Below are 22,811 nucleotides of genomic sequence, written 5' to 3'. Positions count from 1 at the left end.
GAAATACGTCGCTGTCCTGCGCGCGGAACCACCGGCGGTTGGAAAACTGCGGAGGAGTGGAAATCACTCTTTCGTTTCGAGGACTTTCCACGCAGAAAGTTGCGAACGCTCTTCGGACTTGAGCCAAGCGCGGGTCCAGACAATGGTCTCGATCGATTGGATTTGGTCGCCCGACTTCACTTGGAGCGTAAGCTTGCGATTCATGCCAGAGACCACTTGCTGCTCGGCTGCAACGATTTTTTGCAGCGCGAGCGTCTCATCCTTACCGGCTTTTTTCAGCGCGGCTTGCTGCGCTTTGACGGCGAAGTCCGCGGCTTCGATTACCGCGGGATCTTTCACATCCGCTTTCTTCCAGCCGCCAACGACTTGCGCGGCGGCGAAAGATAACGGCAACATCATCAGGACGACAATGGCGAACAGCGGGCGCATCGCAATCCTTTACTTCAGCGGCACGCGCGAGTGCGGCGTGTCGCTGGGCTTCGGCTGGGCGAGGGCTTCTTGCAGGTCGATCTGACGGATAGCCATGTCGGCGGCGACGAGCGACTTGAGATAGTCGACCGTTTCATCGACGACGTCGGCTTGCAGGAGCATCAGTTCGCCGGGGCGGACGTTGGCCAGCGCTTTTTCGCAGGCAATCTTCCAGCCGGTGATTTCCTGAATCTCCTTGACCCGTTTGCCCTTCTCGAGACCTTCGCGGAAGCGGGCCGAGATTTCACCCGGTTGGACGGCTTTGGGCTGATTTTTGGCAACGGGCTTGGGCGGGGCAAAGATTTGCTTGCCGGCCAAGAAAGCCGTCCAAATCAGGAAGGTAACGACCAGAAGGGTAACAAAACGTCGATCCACAGGGAGAAACCCTCTCGCGGCGGGCAATTACGGGCGGTTCGCCCCCGCTTCGAAAGGGGAGGCACCAGACGGCACTACAGCAAACAGCCGCAAAGACAGTATTCTCGGGTTAGGGCCGTTTCTTGCAAGTGCGGATGGAGAAGGGAGCGTAATCCCTGGCTGGCCTAATCGCGGCGATAAATCCGCCGGGGAAGGTCCAGTTTGAGCTCCTTGATGCTCGGGTTCCGCTCAAATTCGGCCAGCAAGGCCTTCTCGGCGAGGATCTGCTCCCAAAAAGCCTTCCACTCCCGCTTGTTTTTGGGCGAAGGAATGCGAATTTTCCAGTTCAGCGGTTCGCAAGGTTCCTGGCAATGCGGGCACTTGAGCTCGGTAAGCGCTTGGGGCCGCCGCTGCGACTTGCAGCATTTCAGGCAGACCCAGGTGCGGTTACTCATGTATTGCTACTCTTTATTGTCGAGCAGCTTCCACGAAGTGAGTTGCGATCGTTCTTCGAGTTTGAGCCAGGCGCGCGTCCAGACAATCGCATGAACCGATTTCACGAGCAAGGTAAGCTTGCAGTTGATTCCGGCAACGACCTACTGCTCGGCTGCCACGATTTTCTGCAGCGCGAGCGTTTCGTCTTTGCCAGCTTTTTTTGAGCCGCTTGCTGAGCTTTGATGGCGAAGTCCGCGGCTTCGATCACCGCGGGCTCTTTGACGTCTAACTTCTTCCAGCCACCGACGATTTGCGCGGTGGCAAATGACAGCGGCAAGAGGAATAGGACAACAGCGAGCAGCGATGGCAGGCTTCGCATCATGTTCCCTTATTTCAACGGCACGCGGCTGGAGTGCGGCGTGTCGCTGGGCTTCGGCTGGGCGAGGGCTTCTTGCAGGTCGATCTGACGGATAGCCATGTCGGCGGCGACGAGCGACTTGAGATAGTCGACCGTTTCATCGACGACGTCGGCTTGCAGGAGCATCAGTTCGCCGGGGCGGACGTTGGCCAGCGCTTTTTCGCAGGCAATCTTCCAACCGGTGATTTCCTGAATCTCCTTGACCCGTTTGCCCTTCTCGAGACCTTCGCGGAAGCGAGCCGAGATTTCGCCCGGTTGGCGGCCGCGGAGGTAGTGATCTTCGTACACGATCACGCGGTCGAAGTGTTCACCGAGGATTTCGCCCTGGCGGATCAAGTCGACATCGCGGCGATCGCCAGCCGCAGAGTAAACCGCGAAGCGATGCTGATGCGGGAACTGCTGGATCACATCCATCAGGGCGAGGAGCGACGACGGATTGTGGCCGTAGTCGACAATGATCGTCGCACCGTTGAACGAGAACAGGTTGAAGCGGCCTGGCGACTTGCCCACGCTGGCGTGGAACGATTCGAGACCAGCCCGGATCTGTTCGGCGGGCACACCGAGAGCCCACACCGCAGCCGAGGCGGAGAGGACGTTTTCGACTTGAAAGGAAACTCGGCCGCCGTGCGTGAGCGGAATCCGCTCGAGCGACAGGAGCGAGAATTCCGACAAGCCGTCGGCGAGTACTACGCTGTTGTCGCGTACAAACACCACGCGGCCGTTGGCAGCGCGATGTTCTTGCAGCACCGGATTGTTCTCGTCGATCGCAAAGAACACGACACCACCGGGGCACTTCTCGGCCATGCCGACGACGAGCGGATCGGCAGCGTTGAGCACTGCGTAACCAGTCGGCGCCACAGCGTCGACGATCACGCGTTTTACGCGAGCGAGCTTTTCGAGATCGTTGATATCGGCCAGGCCGAGGTGATCGCCTTCGCCGATGTTGGTCACGACGGCGACATCGCATTGATCAAAGGCCAGACCTTCGCGGAGGATACCGCCGCGAGCTGTTTCCAACACGGCAGCTTCGACCGTGGGGTTGATGAGTACCGCGCGAGCACTCTTCGGACCGCTGCAGTCGCCCGTATCGAGGCGACGGTTGCCGATGTAAATGCCATCGGTGCAGGTCAGGCCGACCGTGCGACCGGTCACGCTCAGAATATGAGCGATGAGGCGCGTCGTGGTCGTCTTGCCGTTCACACCGGTGATGGCGACGATCGGCACGCGGCCGTTTTCGCCATTCGGGAACATCAGGTCGACGATCTTTTCGCCGACCGGCTTTGGCTGACCAGCAGCAGGTTGCAAGTGCATCCGCAGGCCGGGGCCGGCGTTCACTTCGCACACGATGCCACCTTGTTCGTTCAGCGGCTGACGAATGTCTTGGCAGATGATGTCGACGCCGGCGATATCAAGACCGATGACGCGAGCGGCATCCACGGCTTGCTCGGCGACAGTCGGATGAACTTCGTCGGTCACGTCGATCGCGGTACCACCGGTGCTGAGGTTCGCATTGCGGCGAATGAGCACAGGCTGACCCGCGGCAGGAATCGCATCGGGCGACAGACCTTGATCGGCGAGCACTGCACAAGCAATTGTGTCGAGCTTCACAAAGCTCATCACCGTGCCGTGACCATCGCTGCGGCGCGGATCCTTGTTGACCTCGGCCACGAGTTGAGCGACGGTCGACTTGCCATCGCCAACCACCGTGGGTGGATCGCGGCGAGCAGCGGCGATCACCTTGTTGCCCACCACCAGCAGCCGGTGATCGGCGCCAGGGGCAAACTTCTCGACGATGATGTCCTTGCCTTCTTTGATCGCGGCTTCGAAACCGGCGATCACTTGTTCGCGAGTCGTCAGGTTCGTGGCAACACCGCGGCCATGGTTGCCGAACTGCGGCTTGACCACGACGGGCGCATCGATCTCTTGAGCTGCTTCCCAGGCGTCTTCGGCATCTTTCACCGGCCGGCCTTCGGGAACTGGTACGCCGACGCTGCTGAGCAGAGCGCGGGTCAGGTCCTTATCTTGCGCGATCGATTCGGCAATCGCGCCGGTCCGATCGGTTTCGGCGGCCAGAATGCGGCGTTGCTTGTGACCGTGACCGAGCACGACCAGGCTACCGGTATTCAGGCGGCGGTAGGGAATGCCACGGGCGACAGCAGCATCGACGATGGCAGCCGTGCTCGGCCCTAGGCACGAGTCATAAGCCAGTTCCTTCAGCCGTTGCACTTCGGCAGCGACGTCGAAGGGCTGATCCAACCAGGCAGCCATTACCAGTTCGCGAGCCTTTTCGAGGCAGGCGCGGGCCAGCGTTTCTTCGGTGTATTCGATCGCCACCTTATAAACGCCTTCTTCCGACGTTTCGCGAGCCCGGCCAAAGCCGACCTCGGTGCCGGCGAGCGACTGCAGCTCGAGGCACACGTGTTCCAGGATGTGAGCCTGGTACGTGCCGCGGCGGAGGCGTTCGAAGAATCCGCCCCGTTCACCGACCGAGCAGCGGTGTTCGATCATCGTGGGCAACCACGACATCAACCGTTCGTTGAATCCGGGAATCATTTCCGAGGAATGATCTTTCCATTCACCCAGATCGACCCAGGCCTCAAGGACGGGAAAGTTGGCCCAATAGTTAGGTCCACGCAGCGCGAGAACTTTACGGAATTCCATGACTGTGATTCAAGCCTACTGAAAGATGCGGTTGTAAGTTGGGGAGAGGTTGTGCGGACTGGCTGTGTCGCGGCAATCCGCACCAGCGATGCAATCAGCACCCTCAGGGGATCGTGCGCGAACGTTGGGGTTTGATCGATTTACATGACTGGCGGTGAAGGGTTAAGGCAGAAAGTAGGGAGGAGAGGTCAAGGTTACTGCGAACACGCAGTGTGGCTTCCTGCCATGCAATTCTGATGCGACTGTGATCAGAAATAAGGTTGAGCGAGCGAAAAATGTCGCAAAAAACGAACTCCAGCCTGTGTAATCGCCGCGTCCTGCGATGTTGCCAGCAGGCCAGGCGGCGATTGATGCTGCGAAGGAGAATCCGACTCCAGCCTGACAGAGTCAGGTGTGATTCCTATCGGCTTTGGGGAAAGCCGTGATCTCTTACGCAACCCAAGGACTTGATGTTCGCCGCGGCAATATTGTTTCGCGACAATCGGCGCTTTCGAGCCGAAAACTGGTGGCCCGTTTACGCAGTCCGCACTTTCGTCGCAGTTGCGCAAATTGGTCCCGCCGGGTCCTATCCTATATCGACAGGCGCGGCGCGCAGTTGTAGCCCACTCTGTGAAATGTCGACGTGAGTTCCACGGCGATAGAGTTTGCGCTAACGTTAGGAGCGGCACTTGTGTGCTGCTATGCATCGAACAGGTCAATTGACTTTGGAGGCGGCGGCAACCTGGCGCTCACGTAGGCGTTTCAGACTGCGAGTGGCCGACCTTATCAACTGCTCCGCAAAAGAAGACAGCCATTCTTGATCGCCAGGCACCTCCGTGTCTGAACCATCAACAACAGCCAGTACTGATGCGCCGCAATGTTCGCTACCGAACACCCGCGACGCCCGAGGCGACGTCCCTCGCCAATCGCACCAGACTTCTCTTCTTCCCCGGTTTACCACCGGTAATTTGTGACGATTATTATGCTCGTTGCCGAGGTTTCGGCTAGCTAGATCGCTGCAGGATTCCTAAGATTTAGCCAACTGAACCGCGAGAGACCATTTTTTGGGGTCTCTGGAATAAACTATGGGCATACCGGTTACGCCCCGTTACCGGACGACCAAAGAATTATTTGAAGTTTGCTGTTCCCCGCCAGCTCTCCGGACCGTGACCGCAACATTGCCTACCATTTCTGCCTCCGCCGCTCCTCCAGAATGGGGGGCAGCGATGGCCGCAGCGCTCCAGGATGGCGAAACTTCGATCTGCTGGTTGGAGGTCGACCTCGACCGCCAATTGAACTACGGCAAGAGCCTGCTGCTCCTCACCGAACGACGTTTTGTCGCGATTTCGGCCGGAAATGCAGCAGCCGGCCAAAAACAAAAGGTCGAAGCTTGGCCGCGGGAAGATATAGTCTCGATCCGCTCCGACGATCAGTTCGGCCTCGGCTCGATTGAGATCCAATCAGCCGATGCTCGCCTCGCCGTGTGGCGATTCACAACCCGCCACACCACGGCGGCCCATCGCTTTGCTCAGCGGGTGACCGCAGCGCTGCGGCACGAAACGCTCGCCGAAAAAGACACGATTACTGTCTGCCCTTCCTGTGGCACGACGCTCGGTCCCGAAGACGTCACCTGCCAGAACTGTGCGCCGATGGCGCAGTTGCCGCCGTCGAAGTCGCTGCTGCGAGTCCTGCCGTTTGCTCAGGCCCGCGGCATGTTGCTGGGCTTTGGGCTCTTTTTCACGATCGCCGCCACGGCGGCGACGCTGATTCCGCCTTACCTGACCATTCCCCTCGTCGATGACGTGCTCACGCCGATCGCGGCGGGCACCCCCGAAGAACGCGCTCGCGGCTTGGAACTCGTTCCTTATTATCTCGCCGGATTGCTCGCAGCCGCCGTACTCAGTTGGTGGCTCGGCTGGGCCAAGACCTGGATTGTCGCGCGGCTCAGCTCGCGCATCGCCGCCGACTTGCGGAATGCGATGTACACGCATTTGCAACGACTGTCGCTGGAGTTTTTCGGTGGCAAGCGGACCGGCGATCTCATTTCGCGCGTCGGCAGCGACACCGATAAAATCTGCACGTTCCTCTCGATTTACTTGCTCGAGTTCGCCAGCGACCTGCTGATGATCTTCGGCACGGCGATCATTTTGCTTTCGATCGATTGGCGACTAGCCATCGCCACCCTCGTGCCGTTTCCGATCATCGCTTGGATGATCTCGCAGCTCCGCAAAACCATGCGGCATGGTTTCAATCAAGAGAATCGCACCTGGTCCAATATGATCAGCGTTCTCTCGGATACGATCCCCGGCATTCGCGTGGTGAAGGCCTTTGCTCAAGAACGCCGCGAAGTTGAGCGTTTCAAACATGCCAACGACCACGTGCTGGAATCGAACGACCGCGTCAACCGCGTCTGGGCGTTCTTCGGCCCGATGGTGAGCCTGCTGACCGACAGCGGCATGCTAGTGATCTGGGCCTTTGGCGTGTATCTGATTGCTTATCACGGCTTGAAGGTCGGCGTACTGATTGGGTTCCTTGCCTACATCGGCCGCTTTTACACGCGGCTCGATGCACTCAGCCGAATGTTTACGAACTCGCAGCGTGCTGCAGCGGCGGCGCATCGCATTTTTGAAATTCTCGATCGCATTCCGAGCGTTGCCGAGCCGGTGAAGCCCGTCACGCCTGGGCGCGTCGAAGGCCGGATCGAAATCAAAGACATTCGTTTCTCGTACGGCACGCGGCAAGTCATCAATGACGTCAGCCTGTCGATCGCGCCCGGCGAAATGATCGGCTTGGTCGGGGCGAGCGGCGCCGGCAAAAGCACGCTCGTCAATCTTGTCTGCCGTTTCTACGATGTGGCCAGCGGCTCCATCACCGTCGACGGCGTCGATATTCGCTCGTTCCCGGTCGAAGAATATCGACGCAACATCGGCATCGTGCTGCAAGAACCGTTCTTATTCTTCGGCTCGATTGCCGAGAATATCGCCTACGCCAAGCCCGAGGCGACTCGCGGCCAGATCATCGCCGCCGCGAAAGCAGCCAAGGCTCACGATTTTATTTTGCGTTTGCCCGACGGCTACGATTCGATCGTCGGCGAACGAGGTCAATCGCTCTCCGGCGGTGAACGGCAACGCATTTCGATCGCTCGCGCGCTCCTCACCGACCCGCGAATTCTGATCCTCGACGAAGCAACGTCTTCGGTCGACACCGAAACCGAGCGCGAGATTCAAGAAGCACTCGATGTGCTGACCAAGGGTCGCACCACGATCGCGATTGCTCACCGCCTCAGTACGCTCCGCAATGCAAGCCGCATCGTGGTGATGGAGCAGGGGAGGGTGATGGAAGTCGGCGCTCACGGCGAACTGCTCGATAAGAACGGTGCCTACGCGAAGCTCCATCAGGCGCAGTACGAACTGACGCAAGGAGTCGCGCCATGACCCAGCCGATGAAAAACGAACTGGCCCCCAACGGCACCTTCGGCCTCGCCCGCGATGCCTTCGGCCGTTTGACGCTGATCAACGCCGACGGCGAACGCTTCGTCGGCGTGACGCCGCTCCGAATGTTTCCGTTCTCCGATCGCGAGCACTGGATCTCGCTCACGGGGCCGGACAACAAAGAACTGCTACTGATCGAAGACCTGCTCGCGCTCCCCAGCAACCTGCGCAAGATCCTGGAAGACGAACTCGCCGATCTGGAGTTCCTGCCGGTCATCGAACGCGTCGTACACTGCAGCGGCGACACCGAACCGAGCGCCTGGGAAGTGCAAACCAGCCGCGGCCCGACTCACTTTGTCCTCAAAAGCGAAGACGACATCCGCACCCTCGCCCCCGGCAAACTTTTGATCGTCGACGCCGTCGGCCAGCGGTATCTCGTTCCTGACTTCCGCAAGCTCGACAGCTATAGTCGGCGAATTTTGGAAGAGTACGCGTAGCGAGAAATGGGCGCTCGCCAGCGACGTAGCACGAACCCCTAAGTTCGTGTGAGTCGCCCGCTCGCACGAACCTAGGGGTTCGTGCTACGCGCCCTTACCGGCAGCGGCGCCGGCCGCAGCAGCTCTGATACGTCGTAGCCGCCGTGGCCGTCGGCATCGTGTCGCCCTGGCTAGGCACGATCCAGATGTTGCGGAAGGTCACGGGGTTGCCGTGGTCTTGCAGGTTGATCGGAAAGGTCTCGATCCCTTCCACTTTGCCGCCGCCGGTTTTGTTCTTGATGCTGTAATGCGATTGGACCGCCACGCCGTTGTGCATGACGGTAATATGCGCGTTCTCCATTTTCTTCTTGGGATCTTCGGCCGACCACTTTGGTTGCGAGAACCAGATGTCGTAGGTCTGCCAGGTCAGTGGCGGCAGGGCCATATTCACGAGGGGTTTTTGCTGCGTGTACAAAGCGCCGCATTCGTTGGCGACACCGTCGAGGCCGAACGAATCGAGGATCTGCACCTCGTATCGCTGCTGAATGTACACGCCGCTGTTGCCGCGAGCTTGGCCCTTCGCATTGGGCATGAATGGCGTGCGGAATTCGATGTGCAGCCGGAAATCGCCGACCGGCATCTTCGTCAACACACCGGCAAGCAACAACTTGTCCTCGGTCAGCTTCGCCCCTTTTAACTCATCCGACTTCGTACCATTGAAGAGGACCACCGCATTCGATGGCGGCTGCAAGCCCATCGTCGGGCTGACGCGATTTTGTTTGTAGAGCGTTCCCGCAATACCGTAAGCATCGTAGACCGTGGCGTTGCCGGTCGTCACGGCGATTTTGAAACCTTCGGTTTCGAGCCACAGAATTTTTTGCTCGTTACTCTGACCTTTCAATTTCAGCTTCGTCTGCTGATCCCAACCAGCGCCCGGCAAACCGCCGCGGTACAGCACCGCTTCGAACTTTCCACCGCCGTACGAGACGACTTGCAAACCGCAGTTCATCCAGCCCCAAGCCGCGACTCGCGCGCTGCCGTACCACTCGCCTTGCAGTTGGTAATCGAGGCCCGCTTCCTTGGCATTGAGAAACGTCTGCTTCGCTTTGTCCTTCGGTGGATCCGCCGCACCGGCGACGGCTGAAATCAAACCAGCAAACGCGCTGAACAACAAACAAGTGAATACCAACCGCCTCATTGCACGCACTCCACACATCGCCGTTGCTATCTCAAGATGAAATTGCCAGCATTTTTGCCGTAAGCAAATGTACTTTGCCCGCTTAGGGTGATCGGGCGCGGGGGCAAATGCAAGTGGCAGACCTGCCGAACCGGCCACCTTACAGAAAGTACAACCAGCACGATCGGTTGTAGCCACGCTCGCCAGAGGGCGATCAGCTCAGCAGGTCGGCCCGGAGCTTCGCCAGTACGGGAACGAGCGGCTTGAGTTTGCCCCCCATGTCGACCAGGCCGCCGAGCGGATAGTCGTGCGGCGAGTCGTCGCGCACCTGATTCCAGAACACAGCCTGCACCGGCTGCTTGGCCAGTAACAGCATGCCGAGCTTTTTCATCACGGCCGCTTGCTCGGTCGGCGTGAACGGCCCGAATGGTTGACAATAATGTGGCTTTTCGTGATGCCGCGCGAGTGGATCGGGCGCGTCGTTGCTGGGCATCGTCAGTTGCAGGACCAGCGGCACGCCGAGTTGGCTCCAACGATCGATCAGCCGGCTGATCTCGAGCAAATCACGCATCGCGCTGCCGCCCGGCCAGTAACCAAGGTTCAGCTCAAGCCCAACTCCGGCCAGGCCCAAACCGCCGCGGACCAGCGTATCGGCAAAGTGGAGCGGCGTGAGTTCTTGATCTTCCGCAGCGATGTATTCCGCCCAGGGCCGATCGAAACTCACCACCATCGGCGTGCGCGGATCGAGCGTGCGAACGCGGTCGATGGCTTCGACAGTGAGCTTCAGCCGCTGCTCTTCATCCATGGCGATGCCGGTCGGCAGGTTCATCCGCGCGGCGACATGCCAAAGATGAACACGGCCGCGATAACGCTGCACCACGGCTTCAAGATATTGCAGGACATATTCCAGCACTTCATCGAAGTCGTCGGCCATCAAGAACAGCCAATCGGGCAGGCTCGCGCGATCGAGTTGCACGAGCGGACCGAGGCAGACTCGCTGGCCACGTTCGCGAGCCCACTGCAATGCGCCGTCGGTGTTTTCCCAAGCAAATTGGCCGGGCTCCGGTTCGACGATCGGCCAGCGCGGCGAAATGAGCGAAGTGTTTGACGCGGCCGCCAATTCGTCGGCAATCTCTTTCGCCGGCGCCTTTTCCAACCGAGCACCGAGCAGCGTCGGCAACACGCTGTGCTGCCCGCGGCGAATATCGAGCACCTGCTGCGTGTAAGAAACGGCCAAGTGATCGGCAGCGTCGAGTCCGTGCAGCAGACTCTCGTCGGCGAGGGCAGCCGCTGCTTCTTCTTTGCGTTCGGTGATCGCGGCGATGAGCTTGGCCGTGGCCAGTCGCGAAGAATTGACAAACGCCGGCGGCAAATTCATGCCCGCTTGTTGCCAGGCCGCGGCCTGGTTTCGCAACCGCGTGATCGTGCCGCGAGCCAGTTCGATCGGCAGCGAATAAGCCTGTTGCCGTTCCATCAAACTGCCGGTGCAGAGCATCAGCACGCCGCGCTTCGGCACGTGCCAGGGAACATACGTCCAACCCGACTCACGCTGGTCGCGGTCGATCGTCAGCAGTTTGCCGTCGAGCTTGGCTCGGCCTTCCCAAGGAATGCCGTCGGCTCCGGCGACGTAGGCCAGTTCCCGGCCGTGTTGAGCCAGCCGCTCGGGAGCGGGAACGATAAAACGCAGCTGGCCCATGGAGTGCTTGGATTCTCGAACGAAAAGCAGGCGCGCCGGGTGAAAAGGTGCACAGCCTGGCGCTTCGCGAGTTTATCGTAACGCCCAGCCGGCAGCAACCGCGATGGCAGAAGGCGTCACAAGCGGTAAACTTGCGGTTTTCCTCTGCGTCTCTACCCGTCGCGGCGACTTCATTACGATGACCACCTCCACTCCCTGGTTGCAGACCGAAATTCCTGGCGTTCCTGTCCGCCGCGGCAAGGTGCGAGACGTCTTCGACCTGGGCGATCAACTGCTGCTGGTGGCGTCCGACCGCATTAGCGCCTTCGACTGGGTCATGCCCAACGGCATTCCCGACAAAGGGCGGATCCTCACGCAGCTGTCGGCGTTTTGGTTCGACTTGCTGCAGGTACCGCATCACTTGCTCTCGCAAGATGTCGACCAATTAAAACTTCCCGTCAATATCGATCGCGCGCCACTCCGCGGCCGCTCGATGATCTGCCGCAAAGCCCAAATCGTTCCCATCGAGTGCGTCGTCCGCGGCTACCTCGAAGGGAGCGGCTGGAAAGAATACCGCCAGAATCAGGCCGTCTGCGGGGTCGCCCTGCCGCCGGGTCTGAAGCAGTGCGACAAACTGCCCGAGCCGATCTTCACGCCGGCGACCAAGGAAGAAAGCGGCCACGACATCAACATCTCGTTTGCCGAGATGGCCAACCTCATCGGCCAGGAGACAGCCGCCGAACTAAAACGCCTCACGCTCGACGTCTACACCCGCGCCGCTGCCCACGCGCTGGCCCACGGCGTGATCATCGCCGACACCAAGCTCGAATGGGGCTGGTACGAAGGCAAGCTGATCCTCTGCGACGAAGTCCTCACCCCCGACAGCAGCCGCTTCTGGCCCGCCGACCGCTACCAACCCGGCGGCCCGCAACCCTCCTTCGACAAGCAATTCCTCCGGGAATGGCTCGAAACCACCACCTGGGACAAAAACAGCCCACCACCGCATTTGCCCGAAGAAGTAGTGCAGCAATCTCGGGCTAAGTATTTGGAAGCGCTTCAAAAGCTGACGAGTAACTCGCTGCCCGAGTGACCTACTTGGGCTGAGTTCGGATCTCGCGAATTTTTTCCACGAGCCCCTCCACACGCAACGCCGCCTTTTCGAGATCGGAAATCTCGCCTGGTCGCGAGAGAACACAGAACCCGCAGATCACCACATCTCCCGCTCCAACAAATCCGACTCGCAGCGCATGATCTCCTGGATTGCAATCCTTTGCCCACTCGAACTCAGGTATTTCTCCGGCGCCTCGACGACGACAGATTGCGATGACGCGATCCCCTTCTTGGATATGCGGAATTGCGAGAAAACCCGAATCCGCGTAGCCGATGCGGATAAGCGCCTTCTTTCCTGGGTCCAATTCGCCGTTGAGTACGCTAATGGGTGCCAGGCTGACGACGCGCCAAGTCTTCTCTTCCTTGGCAATCTCTTTGACAACTGCGGTCACAACCACCGTGTTGTCCCATAGGACCTTACTCTCAGGAGAAAGTTCATCAATCTGAACCGGTCCAATGGCGAAGGCGGGTACAACGAAGAGCACCACAAAACTCAGCACACTGAACACACTGGAGGAAATAAATCGCATACATCACTCCATTAAATGTCGTACCAATTTCCTAGCCCCACACCAGCAAAGATCGCACCTGGGGTCCTCACCCCCGACAGCAGCCGCTTCTGGCCCACTGACCGCAACCACCCCGGTAACACCTCCGCAGCAATCACGGGAAATGTATTTAGAGGCGCTGAACAAGCTTTGCTTACCCGAAGCGTTTAATACCGTTCCAAGATGACCCAGCCGTAGCGACGGCCTGTGTCACTCGTAGAAACGATCTCACCGATCTTAAATCTAAGTTTCCCCAGGTTGAATTTATCACCGATAAACAAGGTCCGATCTTCTGTTTTCCCGGCCACCGTAATTTGGACCTCGGCATGCTTTGCCTGCCTACCGCTCTCCTTAACGGAACCAGCGATCTTTCGAACACAGACACTGCCAGATTTGCATCGTAGGCCAGCCTCATTGGTAGATTCCAATAGGGCAAAGTAATCGATAAAGTTGCCCGATTCCACGTATTGCACCGAATCTTCAAACTGAACCAACTCTCCCCCGCGTGCTGTAGTGGGGGCAATGTTGGAGATAGTGAGAACACGGTTACCTAGAGGTAGTTCCTCTCCTTTCTTCAAGAGTGGGTAGGTCAGCTCAAATTCTTCATTAATCGCTGGCGGCTTGAGATTGTCGGGAGCTATCTTCCCGATGAAGACGTCAATATCTACAAATCTAACTCCGGCGCGATTCATGGCGATTGAAATTCGCGCATGCACATTGTCGATTTGCCTACCCGGAGGAAAACCCGCCGTGCCAGCGAAATTGAACCGAGGAGAATCTGGCTCGTCGGGCCAAGCAGAGAAGACAACAGCCAAAGTGATGAACGCAGTGCCTGTAAAGGGAGCCATGCAATTTCGGGCACGAAAACAATTCATTTGGTCGCTCCCTACTGCGCATCGACACCGGAAATCTGCTTAAACAAATTATCGAATGACACAAGCCTATGATTCTCGCCGTGAAGATTGTGCAATTCTAGCATTCCATCGGCAATCTTTATCAGGTCAAAAGAATGGCGCGGTATCAGCCGCTGCGAGGCCGCTCGATGATCTGCCGCAAAGCCCGAATCGTCCCCATCGAGTGCGTCGTCCGCGGCTACCTCGAAGGGAGCGGCTGGAAAGAATACCGCCAAAACCAGGCCGTCTGCGGCGTGGCCCTGCCCCCCGGCTTGAAGCAGTGCGACAAACTCCCCGAGCCGATCTTCACACCCGCGACCAAGGAAGAAAGCGGCCACGACATCAACATCTCGTTTGCCGAGATGGCTAACCTCATCGGCCAAGAAACAGCCGCCGAACTAAAACGCCTCACGCTCGACGTCTACACCCGCGCCGCCGCCCACGCGCTGGCCCACGGCGTGATCATCGCCGACACTAAACTCGAATGGTGCTGGTACGAAGGCAAGCTGATCCTCTGCGACGAAGTCCTCACCCCCGACAGCAGCCGCTTCTGGCCCGCCGACCGCTACCACCCCGGCGGCCCGCAACCCTCCTTCGACAAACAATTCCTCCGCGAATGGCTCGAAACGACCACCTGGGACAAAAACAGCCCACCACCGCATTTGCCGGATGAAGTGGCACAACAAACTCGCGCGAAGTATCTTGAAGCGCTGCAAAAGCTGACGGGGACGACGTTGCCCGAATAGTCCAACTTCGTCGGACTCAAAGTTCAAAGACGACCGGTTTTGAGTCAGCGCGGAGTACCAAACTGACCTACCTCGGCTAATTCTTGGGAATCTTTAAGTCAGAACGTGATTGGGTAGACAGGTACAACTCGGTACACCACGCACCTAGCATCATCCGACGCGGCCTTCCCATGAAGCGGAAAAATACCCAACCAGCAAGCGAAGGGCAACTGAAAAGATGCCTGACACCTTACTCTCACCTGCAGTCGCTGAAGCGTACTCGACATAGGTATTATCGCTTCTCAAAATCGAGTTCGATCAGCTGGTAGCGAGTTGTTGAAATTCGCAGATATTCCCCTGCAAATGTTACAGCGATGGGAGTCCCCGCTTTATCCGACAACAACTTGCTCAAATCAACCGCCTGCACGAGGACCAATTTTCGTGTAGTCAAGTCATATCGACAGAGCGACACACCGCCGCCGAGTTCATCGACAAAAGCAATCCTTTCGCAGGTATCGCCCACCGCGCACAGTCGTGGGCGAACCAAACCTTCAATGCCGGTTGCCCAGCCGTGGTTGTCTTTATCAATAGCAGAACAATAAAGCCCGCGATGAGTCAACTCCTTCTTCTCATTGCACTCAAAGAGAGTTGCCTGCTCCCCGCCGCAGCCCACGACAAGCTTTCCATCTCGCGACGACGCGAGCGACATCAAGAGGAGAAGTCCCTGGCGAACTTTTTCATTGTGCTGCTTTTCAGTAGTCACAGTGAGCGGCTCTAGCCTGTCGGGAAAGGCTTGGAAGATGGTCAAACGTCCAGTTTCAGAAGAGTCCAGACGTTGCGCGGCGACGAGCGCCTCTCCATCCCCTAGTGTGCAAAGCGCACTCAATGAAGGAAGGGGTGAAGTATGCCACTTTTGATCGCCGTCCCATGCCTTCCCACCGGATTCGATGGTTCGCGCCTCTGCATTCCATTGCACCGAAGAAACTTCATGAACCCTGCGAAAAACTGCCAGCGGACCGGACGGGAGTGTAAGGATGACAGACGCTCCATTCGACAGTCCATTGGTTTGCCGGAACTTCCGCGAAAACGTGAGGTCCTTGAGACGCTCGAGGTGCGGATTTGGCTCCCGTTTGGCCTCGAAAACCGCGAACGATGTTCCATTGGTGTCGGGTAGAAAAAATCGGGCGTTTCCCAAGTTTGCGATGGTGAAATAAGAAAGCTCATGCTCGTTCGCCACGACTGATTCGCCGGTTTCAAGTAATCCACCTTTTGCCCTCGCGTGCAGCGAAATCTTGGACGGGCTCATCAGCACGATTCGGTCAGGATCACGCTCGAGCGCCCACCCGTGCGAGTTGAGCGCATTGTCGCCGCCCGCACGCGGCACGAGCGCTGCGATCCTGGGCTGCGCATGCGCAGTACTTATCGTGCATACCAGGACAATCGAAGCCAGGAAAGCTAACGTAAGTGCGCGGGCCATGATTACTCCAACCACCATTCATCTTCGTAAATAGTGATCGTCGCCGTGCCATTGGTCGGCGAAACACTGACATTATTTGTTGCACCCGGCGGCGGAGCGGCGCCAGTAGCGGTCAGCGTAAATTGTCGATTGCCCGAATACGTCGTATTGTTGCGGATCGGGAGCGCAGTCGGCTCTAACTGCAACATAATCGTTTCGCCTTTCTTCTTGAGCACTTCTTTACTACGTCAGCAATATTCGCGATTGGTCCCACAACCAACGACCAGGCGAAATCCGTGATCGGACTGTCACAGGCGACGGCGGACAGGGCGGAGTACCGACCCTACCTTGGCTCTTGTTAGTCGAAGCCGGGGATCACTGGTGCGAGTTCCTCGCTCGTAGCTTGTGGTGCAACCAACTTGAACGAAATTCGATTAGAACGCACGACGACCTTTTCTTTAAAGCCCTTGCACCACTCCAGCATTACTTCTTGCATTTTGGCATGGTCGCCTGCATCTGGAATGTCCGAAGGAACATCGCTAAAAAAACGATCCAACAGCACCACCTCGGCTTGGTATTCGCCTGGAGCTAGTATCGATTTGTTCCACATGCGATCCTTGTATATAACCAGAGTTGGCCCCGCGATAGCCCCGCTGCAGGACGCCCCAGCAGGCAATTTTGTCCACCAATTGGCGCCAGGATAGGCAAACGAACCACCTTCTTTGGATAGCGTGGAATTGCCGACGTATTTCCCATCCTTGCCATAAATCAGCAAGTGCGCCGATTCAAAGCCGTGAATCCCAACGAACGCCGAATCGAAGACCATGATATCTTTTTGGCTCTCGTTGGTTATCTTAGCAGTCACTCCGAGTGCGGCGCCCAAATTAACTTCAGGATTGGCGCAGGCGATTTTAATCACTACCGGCGGCGCTGCATTCGTGCTGTTGGCCAAAAACAACAGCGTTAAAGCAAAGCCGGCCACCATATGTTTTAGCATGTTGTCTAGTTCCTGTAGCCGTGACTAATTGGGGCAATGAACTCTCAAGCGATCCAACTCGATCAGGCGACCTGACCGACCTTTTCTATTTGTCCTTCCTCGGTACGATTTTGAACTTAGCGCGGTCCGAGCGGACAACTACCGCTTCGCTGAATTGAGAGTGCCATCCCTCGAAGGTTCGAGTTCGAAGGGAATCGTTGGCTGCTGAAAAATCTGGCGGATTACTGAAAAAGCGGTCGAGCAGCACCACCTCGGCTTCGTAGAAGCCCGGCTTCAGGTCAACTCGATCCTTAATATCGCCGCGAAATTTCCCCAGTTGTGCTGTCGGCCCGGTGATAGAAGATCGGACTGTCTTCCCGGGTCCCAGATGTTCCCACCAGTGCTTATCCGGATTTGCGAAAGAACCACCTGCATGAGACATCGTTGAGTTGCCCAAAAGTTTCCCGTCGAGGTCATAAATCAACAAATGGGCTGACTCAAAGCCATTCATGCCGATGAACTTGCGGTCGAAAATGGTGATGGCTTCATCGCCATCGTTCGTTATGTCCACGAAAATACCCAAGCAGGCCCCCACTTCCGTATCAAATGGGACCGATAGTGATATTTTAATCTTTGGAGGCATGGCAGACGCCCCAGAGTACCAGATGCCAATGCAAAGCCACACGGCAAATGTATGCAACAATAGTGTGTTCATCGCTACTCCTTCAGTCGCGTTCAGTAAATAGATGAATGTCACTCGCGCGCCAAAACGTAGAACATGCTCGTGTCTTCGTGCATCAGAATGCAATGCCCCTTTCTCCCGATGAACACAAAGGGGAATATTGCGCCGAGAAATTCGCCAGGATGAAGCACTTTCGGCATCGCGGTATCGAACACAACTACAGTCCCCGGCGAGACTAATCGCCACTCGAACTGCACTCGCCACTCGCGCGTGGAAAAGAACACTCGCTCCATGACGCCACCAGCACGGATGGTGAACTTCCCAGCATCGCGAGCGTTGCGAAATGTTGTCCCTTTCCAGACGCCGACAATCTCCCTCGGGTCGGCAACAAGCCGCAGTTCATCGTCAAGCCATTTCGCGGCTCGAGGCAACATCTCATAAAGCCGATTATTAAAAAGCTCTTGCGATTCGTTCTCAAAGCTCACGTGGCAACTCCCTGCTTCCGCGCCCTACTTCGGCCCTACCAGCACCAAGCTGCTCCAATAAAACGGCTGTTGCCAGCGTTCATCCTTACGGACTTCTTTCTTCGCCTTATGCAGAGCGGTGGCGTAGTCGCGGGCGGTTGAATCTTTGCCGGCGAGGGCCAGGTGGCCGGCGAAGAGGCTGATGAGGGTCGCGCCGGCGCGATCGTCGACGACCCAGTTGCTGGCGACCACGCGGCGGCTGCCGGCTACGAGAAAGCCGCGTGAGAGAGCCCATACGCCTTCCCCTTTTTGTTGGGGACCGTAGTTGGTTTCGCAAGCGCTGAGGATCGCCAGTTCGCAGCCGGTGAGATCGAGATCGTAGATTTCCGCCATCGACAAAAAGCCGTCGTCGCGTGAATCTCCTGCGCGGCCTGGCGCGATAGCCAATGAGCCGAAGAAGTTGCCGTAGCTCTGATCGGCCATGCCGTGGCAGGCGAAGTGAATGATCTGCTTGCCAGGTGCGTGCTGACGAATGGCCGCTTCGGTGGCCTTGGCTTCGGTGACTCTTACCGTGGAAAAGCCGATCTTTTCCAGGTGTTGCCGCACCCAACTCGATTCCTGCGCGGTGAACGGCAGGCGCGAGAGTCCGGCCCGAAACCGATCGATCGTGCGTACAGCAGCCAGCGTGCGATCGAGCGGATCGGCGGCAACTGGCGGCGCGTAAGTGGGATCGCCCAGCGTAAACAGTTTCAGATCCGTCGCCGAAACCACAGGCCGATCAACCAGGTTCAGCAGCACCGCTGCGGACGGAGCGTAAGCGATCGGCGGACCAACATCGAGCAAGTACTGCGGCTTGGTGTCGTTCTCGACAACCAATGTTTCAAACGGCAGCAGCGCCAGCGCGCCGTCGGGAATGATAACGAGCCGCTTTACCTCGCCGCTGGTGATTTGAGCTTTTTCTGCCGCCGGAATCAGCGCAGTCCAGAGCGCGGCGAGCTTGCCGCTGGCATCTTCACTCTTGCGTTTTGGATTCGAAATCATGCCGAGCACGCCGGCTGTTTTGTCGAGCAGGGTAGTGACTAAGGTTTCGTCGTTTAAATCTCCGGCTCTCGCTCCCAACGTCTTCGCCGTTGCTTCGTCGAGTTCCAGGCGATGGAATTGCGCGGAATCCTTTCGCACGCAGACAACGTACGATTGGTTCTCGCCGACCGAGTAACTCAACAAGAGCTCTCCTTCGCCGAGTCGCCCCTGCACCTGCTCGAGCGTCACGTTCCCCGTCTTACTCTGGATTAATTCGCGATAGACCGGGCTCGCCGAACGAAGCCGAGCAAAATGCTGATACAACGCGTCTCTGGCGGCGAGCACTTCGGCCGCAGCATCCTTTCGCTTCTGCATTTCGGCAGCCGGCGCGATGGGTGGTAGCTCGGGGAGTTCATTGAAGCGTGTCTCGACTGCGGTCAGTTCGCGGCGCAACTTTTCTTCCTGCTGTGTTAACAACTGCCGGTCCTGTGGCGATATACCGGCCAGCAAGTCGATATTTTTCAGTTTCAATTCATCCAAAAAGGTGCGGGCCTTAGCTCGTTCCATGGCAGCAAACAATTGGGGAATGTTTTTTAGTTGCGCTTGCCAATCGATGGCTAACTCGTAACCGGTCGAGCGGCTGAGAAACATTTCCGCCCGTTCGCGCTCGGCCCCCGGCGAAAAAGTTTGCAGCAACTCGGTTTGATCCTGAGACCTGGCGAGTTCGGCGACCGCCGCTTCCTTTTGTCCCAACATCCACAGCGCCGCAGCCCGAGTGCCGAGCAGATTTTCCAGGCTCTGCGGCGACAGTGGGCTGCGCTCATGAACTTCCGCTAGTCGATTCAGCAAATCGAGCGCTTCCTGGCTTCGTCCTTGGTTCAATACTGCATACGACAACATCGTGATTCCAGCGACCAGATTCGCGCTGTTGGGCGCCAAGGACTTTTCCTGCGCGGCGATGTTCTGCCGCAACAGCGGCTCGAGCTCTGCAAATTTTTCTTGTTGAAAAAGCGCTTTGCACAATTCGTGTCGGGGCTGGGTCAAGTTAGAGTTGTCGGCGCCGAACTCCTTGGTAAGGCGGTCGACCACTTGCCGCGCCAGCACCTCGGCTTCGGAGGCGCGCCCTAGCCCAGTCAGTACGTTCGCCATCCGCAATGTGGCCTTGGTGGTTTCAATGTGATCCTTGCCGGCGCTCTTCTCATAGGCGGCGAGCTCATAGCGACAAAAGGTTTCCGCTTCTTGCCAGCGCCCTTGCGCTGCATACAAACGAACGATGCTGTCGAGAACGGTCGCCGTGTCGATGTGTGTCAAACCGTGACGTGCGATGCGCAGTTGCAGCGCGGCGCGATACTTCGCTTCAGCCAAATCGAAACGATCCAGATCCAAATCGAGCGTGCCGCCGATGTGCAGCTTCGGAGAGAATGCGATTCGCTTCTCCCGTTGGCGGTTCGGCCCGACCAAGCGGCACGAGCACTTGCAAGGCCTCGGCAATCGGCGTCAAGCCGCGCTTCGACTCGCCGCGCATTCGATAACTATCGGCGATGGCGACCTTGGCCTGCGCGAGAAACATGCGGGCGTTCGGATGATCGGCTTGCTCCCAATACGCAACGTACAACTCGTATTGCTTCAGTGCTTGCTGCTTGTCGCCCAGCCGGTCATAGCACACTCCCGTGCCGCGTATGGCATCGCCATACACCACGACAAACAACTGCCGGTGCGCTTCATCACGAGGCCGCGAAGCCCGCAACCGAGCCATGGTGAGGTCCCATTGCTCGATCGCTTCTTTGTACTTCCCCTGGTAGCCATAACCCTCCGCCAGAAAGAGCGAGGCTTTGAAATGGTCATCCTTGGGATAGCGGGAGAGCAATAACTTCGCATATTGCTCGGCAGCGGCGACGGCTTCGTCGTACCGCCCCCGGCGCGTGAGTTCCTCATAATTGCGCGAAAGTTGCGTCGCCAACTCGACGTCGTCCACGTCCAGCGTCTGGGCGAACAACGCCGTGCTGCTCATCGCCAGTGTAAGCAGGGAAACTAGCAGGCATCGAAAACGATCAGTCATCACAGACTCCAAAGTGCGTTCGACAAACGGAACGGCGCACTGAAAATTTTCGGTCGGGGTGAGCGAGATTGTCAACGCGGGCGGAGTTCGTCACGCAAGTAGGGCCGGGTCGGTAACCGCCCTGACGGACTTCTCACAAGCTCTAATGTCTCTACCTGTGAACTCGGAGTATGTGACAGCGCCAACCAAGTTGCCATGCAGTCCTGCAGAACGCAGTGGCGTGAGACCGCGCAGCGCCACTTGCGTTCCCAGCCGATAGAATTTCGAAGCCCTACAGGGACGGCTGTAATCGACTAGCCCCAGGCGACTGTCGAGAGTCGATTGCGGGAAGGTACCGCGACAAGCGCACCTGGTCTCCAGTGTATGAGTACCCTTGCGCGCTAAGCACAACGGAAGCAGCGCAGTCAATCTAAATTTAGATGCGTCGTGCGCCAGTCGGTCTATTTAGTAGCTGCACGATTCTGCAAAAACCTTTCTGCAGCATCTGCGATTTCTTTTGCTCTGCGTTGATAAAGCTCATGTTTCTCTGGAATTAACTTTTCTTGCCATCGCATGCCGGGAAGTGGTTTCCCGTCTGCGGTTGCGCGGGCTACTATTCTGATCGCATCGGCTACGCGGAGCCCTAAATCGCGATCCAATAATTCAACGTCCAGGCCGCAGATGTCTATTCCCATCTGCAGTGCTCTGCTAACCTTTATGTCAGACGAAGAGCAGTAAAGTGCATCTTCAAGCAGTAGGTAAACCCCCCATGATTGCATGCTATATTTCAGCTCGTCGGCTTGTCCAAAAATAATCATTAAAATCCTATTCGAATAATTTTGTCGTTCTGTCCTTGAGTAAGTGATCGCAAATGCCGCTCGACCTGTTCGATGGCAGTGGTGCTGAACCCCGTAAGGTCGAGAAAACCCAGGGCTGCTTTAGGTTAGACCTTTCGGGCCTGTGAATAGAAGTGGCGCCGCGACCAAACTGCGAGTTAATCGTAGAGTTCGAGTTCGCACTTAATATCCGTTCGCAATTGCGACGGCAAACGCAACGTACCTTGGTTATTCGGCTTCGGAAATATGGCGACCAAGTAACCATCGCGCTCAAGTCCGGGAAGCCAACGCTCCAGGAACTGATCCAGCGGAATGCTCGCAGCCACCGCGCCAGCGAACGAATCTGTGGCGCACAACTTCGCGAATTCTTCTTCGGGCCAAAATGGTGCAGCGGGACGTCCTCCGCCGTCGGCCACCATGACCCACTTATCGAGTTTCAGTCCCCACACTGTCTCGAAGTCCGCAACCTTACTCACAAAGTAGTCGTATCTGCCGCGCGCATCTTTTGCGAGGACGTTTTTGATTTTATCGGGATGCATACGCAGTCCAGCGCGTTCTAGTGTGTGATGCCCGCCAAGACCCACCAGCCGAAGTAAGTGGCGATCAAGCCTGCCCATAGTACCCCAAGGAATATCACGACGTGCCACGTGGCTCGCGACCGGCCCCAACCATAGGCGATGAGCATCGCCCCCAAGAGTTCGAAGGAACCCACGAGGAGGGTGGCCGCCCACACCAACGGATCGGATTCGGCGCCATTTGCGAGCAACATCGTCAAAAATAGAAGAGGAAGCGCGCCCAAAGCGATGATTGCCAATCCCACGGCCGAATACGTTGCCGTCGAGAGAACGCGGGGCAGATTCGACTTTGCAGAGACGAGCGACAACATTGTCGCGACCACGGTTTTGCTGAGTAACCGTTCACGCTGGCAATGCATGCATCGTGAGCGCTCGGCAGGCAGCATCCTTTCCTGCTCCCCTCGCCCCGCTTCG

The 22,811-nt window shown here is 57.6% G+C and carries 23 protein-coding genes; 4 read left to right on the top strand and 19 right to left on the bottom strand.

The window, feature by feature from the left end:
- Nucleotides 1-63: 63 nt before the first annotated feature.
- The 5 genes from M9Q49_RS05400 to cphA all read right to left on the bottom strand — a co-directional run bounded on the left by M9Q49_RS05400 (nt 64) and on the right by cphA (nt 4,336).
- A complete protein-coding gene (locus M9Q49_RS05400) occupies nt 64-429 on the bottom strand; it encodes a cystatin domain-containing protein (protein ID WP_254507679.1) in 366 nt (121 codons plus the stop codon).
- A 9-nt stretch (nt 430-438) separates the two neighbouring features.
- Complete coding sequence (locus M9Q49_RS05395) at nt 439-843, bottom strand: hypothetical protein (protein WP_254507678.1); 405 nt, start codon at nt 841-843, stop codon at nt 439-441.
- A 164-nt stretch (nt 844-1,007) separates the two neighbouring features.
- Nucleotides 1,008-1,277 carry a hypothetical protein gene (locus tag M9Q49_RS05390; RefSeq protein WP_254507676.1) on the bottom strand — a complete coding sequence of 90 codons (270 nt, stop codon included), beginning with the start codon at nt 1,275-1,277 and terminating at the stop codon, nt 1,008-1,010.
- Nucleotides 1,278-1,378: 101 nt separating this feature from the next.
- The gene (locus M9Q49_RS05385) at nt 1,379-1,636 is read right to left on the bottom strand and encodes a hypothetical protein (RefSeq protein WP_254507674.1); all 258 of its coding nucleotides are present in this window, start codon (nt 1,634-1,636) and stop codon (nt 1,379-1,381) included.
- A 9-nt stretch (nt 1,637-1,645) separates the two neighbouring features.
- Nucleotides 1,646-4,336: a cyanophycin synthetase gene (gene cphA / locus M9Q49_RS05380; protein ID WP_254507673.1), complete on the bottom strand. Its 2,691-nt coding sequence runs from the start codon at nt 4,334-4,336 to the stop codon at nt 1,646-1,648.
- Nucleotides 4,337-5,400: 1,064 nt separating this feature from the next.
- Between cphA and M9Q49_RS05375 the strand changes: the two genes are divergently transcribed.
- The gene (locus tag M9Q49_RS05375; protein WP_449224114.1) at nt 5,401-7,749 is read left to right on the top strand and encodes a cyanophycin metabolism-associated ABC transporter; all 2,349 of its coding nucleotides are present in this window, start codon (nt 5,401-5,403) and stop codon (nt 7,747-7,749) included.
- Entirely contained in the window at nt 7,746-8,243 is a 498-nt protein-coding gene (locus M9Q49_RS05370; protein ID WP_254507669.1) for a cyanophycin metabolism-associated DUF1854 family protein, read from the top strand. The genes M9Q49_RS05375 and M9Q49_RS05370 overlap by 4 nt, the downstream gene beginning before the upstream one ends.
- A 94-nt stretch (nt 8,244-8,337) precedes the next feature.
- Here M9Q49_RS05370 and M9Q49_RS05365 read toward each other — a convergent pair whose 3' ends face one another.
- Together M9Q49_RS05365 and M9Q49_RS05360 are read right to left on the bottom strand one after the other, a co-directional pair.
- Entirely contained in the window at nt 8,338-9,420 is a 1,083-nt protein-coding gene (locus tag M9Q49_RS05365) for a 3-keto-disaccharide hydrolase (RefSeq protein WP_254507668.1), read from the bottom strand.
- A gap of 193 nt (nt 9,421-9,613) precedes the next feature.
- Nucleotides 9,614-11,095, bottom strand: coding sequence for an endo-1,4-beta-xylanase (locus M9Q49_RS05360; protein WP_254507667.1), 1,482 nt, complete (start codon nt 11,093-11,095; stop codon nt 9,614-9,616).
- Nucleotides 11,096-11,273: 178 nt separating this feature from the next.
- Here M9Q49_RS05360 and M9Q49_RS05355 point away from each other — a divergent pair, with 178 nt between their 5' ends.
- Complete coding sequence (locus M9Q49_RS05355; protein WP_254507666.1) at nt 11,274-12,164, top strand: phosphoribosylaminoimidazolesuccinocarboxamide synthase; 891 nt, start codon at nt 11,274-11,276, stop codon at nt 12,162-12,164.
- A gap of 1 nt (nt 12,165) precedes the next feature.
- Here M9Q49_RS05355 and M9Q49_RS05350 read toward each other — a convergent pair whose 3' ends face one another.
- Entirely contained in the window at nt 12,166-12,714 is a 549-nt protein-coding gene (locus tag M9Q49_RS05350) for a hypothetical protein (protein ID WP_254507664.1), read from the bottom strand.
- Nucleotides 12,715-12,899: 185 nt separating this feature from the next.
- Nucleotides 12,900-13,607: a hypothetical protein gene (locus M9Q49_RS05345; RefSeq protein WP_254507663.1), complete on the bottom strand. Its 708-nt coding sequence runs from the start codon at nt 13,605-13,607 to the stop codon at nt 12,900-12,902.
- Nucleotides 13,608-13,741: 134 nt separating this feature from the next.
- On the opposite strand from M9Q49_RS05345, the gene M9Q49_RS05340 reads away from it, so the two are divergent.
- A complete protein-coding gene (locus M9Q49_RS05340) occupies nt 13,742-14,371 on the top strand; it encodes a phosphoribosylaminoimidazolesuccinocarboxamide synthase (RefSeq protein WP_254507662.1) in 630 nt (209 codons plus the stop codon).
- Between the two features lie 271 nt (nt 14,372-14,642).
- Here M9Q49_RS05340 and M9Q49_RS05335 read toward each other — a convergent pair whose 3' ends face one another.
- The 10 genes from M9Q49_RS05335 to M9Q49_RS05290 form a co-directional block, all read right to left on the bottom strand.
- Nucleotides 14,643-15,827 carry a hypothetical protein gene (locus M9Q49_RS05335; RefSeq protein WP_254507661.1) on the bottom strand — a complete coding sequence of 395 codons (1,185 nt, stop codon included), beginning with the start codon at nt 15,825-15,827 and terminating at the stop codon, nt 14,643-14,645.
- Between the two features lie 2 nt (nt 15,828-15,829).
- Nucleotides 15,830-16,042 (bottom strand): hypothetical protein, encoded by a 213-nt coding sequence (locus M9Q49_RS05330; RefSeq protein ID WP_254507660.1) that lies wholly within the window; start codon nt 16,040-16,042, stop codon nt 15,830-15,832.
- 122 nt (nt 16,043-16,164) lie between these two features.
- On the bottom strand, nt 16,165-16,803 hold the full coding sequence (locus M9Q49_RS05325) for a hypothetical protein (protein WP_254507658.1): 639 nt from the start codon (nt 16,801-16,803) through the stop codon (nt 16,165-16,167).
- Nucleotides 16,804-16,888: 85 nt separating this feature from the next.
- Complete coding sequence (locus M9Q49_RS05320; protein ID WP_254507656.1) at nt 16,889-17,497, bottom strand: hypothetical protein; 609 nt, start codon at nt 17,495-17,497, stop codon at nt 16,889-16,891.
- Nucleotides 17,498-17,535: 38 nt separating this feature from the next.
- Complete coding sequence (locus tag M9Q49_RS05315) at nt 17,536-17,949, bottom strand: hypothetical protein (protein ID WP_254507654.1); 414 nt, start codon at nt 17,947-17,949, stop codon at nt 17,536-17,538.
- Between the two features lie 24 nt (nt 17,950-17,973).
- On the bottom strand, nt 17,974-20,313 hold the full coding sequence (locus M9Q49_RS05310; protein WP_254507653.1) for a CHAT domain-containing protein: 2,340 nt from the start codon (nt 20,311-20,313) through the stop codon (nt 17,974-17,976).
- On the bottom strand, nt 20,306-21,007 hold the full coding sequence (locus tag M9Q49_RS05305; RefSeq protein WP_254507652.1) for a tetratricopeptide repeat protein: 702 nt from the start codon (nt 21,005-21,007) through the stop codon (nt 20,306-20,308). The genes M9Q49_RS05310 and M9Q49_RS05305 overlap by 8 nt, the downstream gene beginning before the upstream one ends.
- A 440-nt stretch (nt 21,008-21,447) precedes the next feature.
- Nucleotides 21,448-21,804, bottom strand: a complete 357-nt coding sequence (locus M9Q49_RS05300) for a hypothetical protein (RefSeq protein WP_254507650.1) — start codon at nt 21,802-21,804, stop codon at nt 21,448-21,450.
- A 176-nt stretch (nt 21,805-21,980) separates the two neighbouring features.
- The gene (locus tag M9Q49_RS05295; protein WP_254507648.1) at nt 21,981-22,361 is read right to left on the bottom strand and encodes a DUF2750 domain-containing protein; all 381 of its coding nucleotides are present in this window, start codon (nt 22,359-22,361) and stop codon (nt 21,981-21,983) included.
- 17 nt (nt 22,362-22,378) lie between these two features.
- A complete protein-coding gene (locus tag M9Q49_RS05290; RefSeq protein WP_254507647.1) occupies nt 22,379-22,783 on the bottom strand; it encodes a hypothetical protein in 405 nt (134 codons plus the stop codon).
- Nucleotides 22,784-22,811 lie beyond the last annotated feature (28 nt).

The sequence above is a fragment of the Anatilimnocola floriformis genome, from assembly GCF_024256385.1.
GTDB lineage: Bacteria > Planctomycetota > Planctomycetia > Pirellulales > Pirellulaceae > Anatilimnocola > Anatilimnocola floriformis.
This window is presented reverse-complemented; position numbering and strand designations above follow the sequence as displayed.